The following is a 3,907-nucleotide window of genomic DNA, read 5'->3' as shown; positions in this document are numbered from 1 at the left end:
CCTGCTCATCACCTCGGACCCCACATAATCCCCGCGTCCTGCCTGGAGCAGTTTGGGTGGCCACGAGTGGAGCAGTTTGGGGTGGCCATCGGGGTACTCGAACAAGATCGAGGGCGAGCACACGCGTCCCACGGAGATCAACCAGGCGCTGGCCCAAGACTTCTCCGCGAATCCAGACAAGGCCAGGCTGCAACGCTTGGCAGTCGCGCATATCGGGACAGAAAGCTGGTTGCTGGGGCGGGACGTGCGGACGGAGCAGCTCTACACCTCGGCGGCCGTCGAAGAGATCCACGCTCATCTATTTGCGCAGTTGACGCCCGAAGACCGCGTGGTGGTCATGTGCGACGACGCAGGCTTGGATGTCGAGCGCGCGCAGGTTGAGCCCGGCCAGATCAGGCGCCGCGACGTTGCCGTGCATCGGCATCTCGCCCCCAGTTTCGTGACTTTGCCGCGCATGATGGATCGCTGGGCACAGAGCTACGCCACCGTGCGCAGAGGCGAGAAACAGCTGCTAGCGGCCGCCGCAGCCCATCACCGGCTGGTCTGGATCCACCCGTTCATGGATGGCAATGGCCGCACGGCGCGACTGCACTCCTTGGCCGTACTGCACTCGCTGGGGGTGACGCAAGGTCTGTGGTCGCCACTGCGGGGCTTCGCATGCCGGTCGGCGCAGTACATCGAACACCTGGCGAACGCTGATATGCCCAGGATGGGGGATCTCGACGGCCGCGGGCAGCGCAGCGAGCGCATGCTGGTGACCTGGATCGACTTCTTCCTGGATGTGTGCCTGGATCAGGTGGCGTTCATGAGCGGCATGCTCGACATGGGGCGCATGCGTGAACGCATCCGGGCGCTGCTGGCCTACGAGCAGCATGTGGGCCGCACGGGGCTGCGTGAAGAGGCACAAATGCCGCTGCACTACCTCTTCACCACTGGCGACATGGCGCGCGGGGAGTTCGCGCGCATGACGGGACTCGGGGAGCGAACTGCCGCCACGCTGGTCGCCAAGCTGATCGACTACGGGTTGCTGGTCAGCGATACACCCAAAGGGCGGGTGCGCTTTGGGGTGCCCATGCGCGCGTTGCGTTTCCTGTTCCCCGCGCTATGGCCGGAGGCCGAAGCGGACGTTCAGCAGGCCAACTGCTGAATTGGATTTTCCGGCTTCCTCGACGTCGTTTGCTGCCTGTCCCGGCTGCGCGGGGTCTTCCACCAACCACATGCAATTTCACGCGCATCTGGTGGAATCAATTTAAAAACATGGCGTTATGGCCCATTCATCCAGGTGACGGCTGCGTCTGATGACCCAGCTATCGCCAGCCGCTGCGACAATCCGCGCCCGATGAACTGGCAACTGCTCGACACCTTCCTCACACGCGTGCGCCCCCACCGGGAGCGCCTTGCCCTGCTGCTCGACCTCGTCGTCGTCGCGCTGGCCTGGCAGTTCACCTACCTTTTTCGTCTCGGCTTCGAGCGCTGGTTCTCCGCGCGGCCTGGCTACGACGGCTATGTGCTGATCGGCGTCCTTGTCGCCTATGCCATTGCACTGCTGGCCCTGCACGTGCCCAAGGGCATGTGGCGCTTCTCCGGCTTCGGCGAGGTCAAGCGCCTGGCGCTCGTCTGTGGCGGCGCAGGCCTGGTCAGCGCGACCGTCATCCAGATGGCCCACCTACTCGGCGTCCCGCGCGCCGTGCTGGCCCTGCACCCCCTCTTCACGCTGATGCTGCTGGCCATGATGCGCATGGGCTACCGCATGCTTTACGAGCACATGCGCAGCCGCATCAGCGGCAGCGCCCAGGAGCAGCGCCGCGCACTCGTGATGGGCGCCGGCGACGCAGGGCGCTTGCTGGTGGCCGGCCTGCAGCACACCCAGGGCTGGGTCATCGTGGGCTTCCTTGATGACGCCAAGGAGAAGCAAGCGGCCCGAGTAGCAGGCGTGCCCGTGCTGGGACGCCTGGAGCAGGCAGAGGAGTTCGCCGAACTGCACGGCATCACCCACCTGATCGTGGCCATGCCGGGTGCCAGTACACAGGAGCGGCGCAGAGCCCTCGACATCGCCGGAAAGGTCGGCCTGCCTGTGCTGACCGTGCCAAGCAGCGAGGAACTGCTGGCCGGCCGCGCCGTCAACCAGGTCCGTGACATCGAACCCGAGGACCTGCTGGGCCGTGAGCCCGTGGTTCTGGACGAAGGCGGCATCAGCGAATGCTTGAACGGCAAGGTCGTGCTGATCACCGGCGCCGGCGGCTCCATCGGCTCCGAACTGTGCCGCCAGGTCGCGCGTTACGGCCCGTCAAAGATCGTGCTCTACGAACTCAGTGAGTTCGCGCTCTACACCATCGAGCAGGAACTCAGCGAGAAGTTTCCCCACCTCCCCCTCGTGCGCCTGATCGGCGACGTGAAGGACCTGGAACACCTGCGCCACGTCTTTGGCAAATACAAGCCGCAGATCGTTTTCCATGCGGCGGCGTACAAGCATGTGCCGTTGATGGAGGAAGACGACAACGCCCTGGCCTGCCTGCGCAACAACACGCTGGGCACCTACAACACCTGTCTGGCCGCAGCCGAACACGGTGCCGAGCGCTTCGTGCTCATCTCCACCGACAAAGCGGTGAATCCGACCAACGTGATGGGCGCCACCAAGCGCGCGGCGGAGCTGGTGGTCAGCCACATGTCCGGGCAGGGGCACGTGGCCAAGTTCATGGCTGTGCGTTTCGGCAACGTGCTGGGATCGAGCGGCAGCGTGATCCCGAAGTTCAAGGAGCAGATTGCCAAGGGTGGGCCGGTGACGGTGACGCATCCGGACATCACGCGCTACTTCATGACCATCCCAGAGGCCGCGCGGCTGGTGGTGCAGGCCTGTGCCATCGGTGAGACCGGGCAGGTTTATGTGCTGGACATGGGCGAGCCGGTGCGAATCGTCGACCTTGCCCGCGACATGATTCGCCTTGCGGGGCACAGCGAGCACGATGTACGCATCGTGTTTTCTGGTCTGAGGCCGGGGGAGAAGCTATACGAAGAGATGCTCGTGACAGATGAGCAGACGCTTCCCACGAAGGTGTCTTCGCTGTTCATTGCAAAGCTTGCGCCTCAGGCCGGTCGGCGAGATTCCATCCATTGGCTTGGCACTTTGTCCAGTCCCTACACCGATCAGTCGATACGGGTCATGCTGAGCGAAGTACTGGGTAGCGAATACGTTCTGCCCAGCCGTTCTGGCCAATGTCAGTGTGCGTAGCGCTAACCTGATCGTCCGGCTGGCCCTGCTCTTGTTCGCGCAGGCCGTATGCTGAACTGGGATGCAGGCACCCCAAGCTGAAATCGCCCATTCAAAAAGTGCGGTACACTGCACAGGCTCTACTTATTGCAGTAGGGATTTCAGGGCCGAGGTAGCTCAGTTGGTAGAGCAGCGCATTCGTAATGCGAAGGTCAGGAGTTCGACTCTCTTCATCGGCACCAAAATCTCACTGGAATCAAAGTCTTTAAAAGCCGCCTTGTGCGGCTTTTTTGCTTGGTGCGATGCCCTAGTACGCTAGCCTGCAGCAGGCGATCGAGATGGTCGGCGGCGGCCGCTGACGCACCCATCGATCGGCGCTACGACGCGCCGATCAGATGTCCGCTCTTATTCGGCGGTGAGGACGCGGTTTTGCGCGTAAGCCGGTAGCCGGTCCGGCCAGTAGGAAAGGCCCCGTGGGGCCCTGGTGGATGAGATGAGGACGCCACCGACGAGGGCGGCGACGTTATTCGGCGGCGTCAGAACGGTTCGCTCGGGTCGGTGGGGGGCGATGGTGTGTCGCGCACGAGTTGATCGCGCCAGGCCACCCGAGTTCGACACCAACGCGTCTAAGTGACTGATCTGTATAGGACGAGCCCTTCGGCCTGCCACTACAACAGGGGCATTTGAGCGTCGTATGTC

Annotated in this window: 2 protein-coding genes and 1 tRNA gene; all 3 read left to right on the top strand. The window is 63.5% G+C overall.

What is annotated here, in order from left to right; genetic code table 11:
- Positions 1 to 52: 52 nt before the first annotated feature.
- The 3 genes from EV671_RS26340 to EV671_RS26330 all read left to right on the top strand — a co-directional run bounded on the left by EV671_RS26340 (position 53) and on the right by EV671_RS26330 (position 3,450).
- Positions 53 to 1,147 (top strand): Fic family protein, encoded by a 1,095-nt coding sequence (locus tag EV671_RS26340; RefSeq protein ID WP_132576863.1) that lies wholly within the window; start codon positions 53 to 55, stop codon positions 1,145 to 1,147.
- A gap of 192 nt (positions 1,148 to 1,339) precedes the next feature.
- Positions 1,340 to 3,229: a polysaccharide biosynthesis protein gene (locus tag EV671_RS26335; protein WP_132576862.1), complete on the top strand. Its 1,890-nt coding sequence runs from the start codon at positions 1,340 to 1,342 to the stop codon at positions 3,227 to 3,229.
- A 145-nt stretch (positions 3,230 to 3,374) separates the two neighbouring features.
- Positions 3,375 to 3,450 (top strand) — tRNA-Thr (locus EV671_RS26330).
- Positions 3,451 to 3,907 lie beyond the last annotated feature (457 nt).

Origin of the sequence: Roseateles saccharophilus, from assembly GCF_004342485.1 — a bacterium.
In the GTDB taxonomy this organism is placed as follows: domain Bacteria; phylum Pseudomonadota; class Gammaproteobacteria; order Burkholderiales; family Burkholderiaceae_C; genus Pelomonas; species Pelomonas saccharophila.
This window is presented reverse-complemented; position numbering and strand designations above follow the sequence as displayed.

Bases quoted from the DNA above. Each gene is read 5' to 3' on its own strand.
- EV671_RS26335 (WP_132576862.1), top strand. From the start codon at position 1,340: ATGAACTGGCAACTGCTCGACACCTTCCTCACACGCGTGCGCCCCCAC.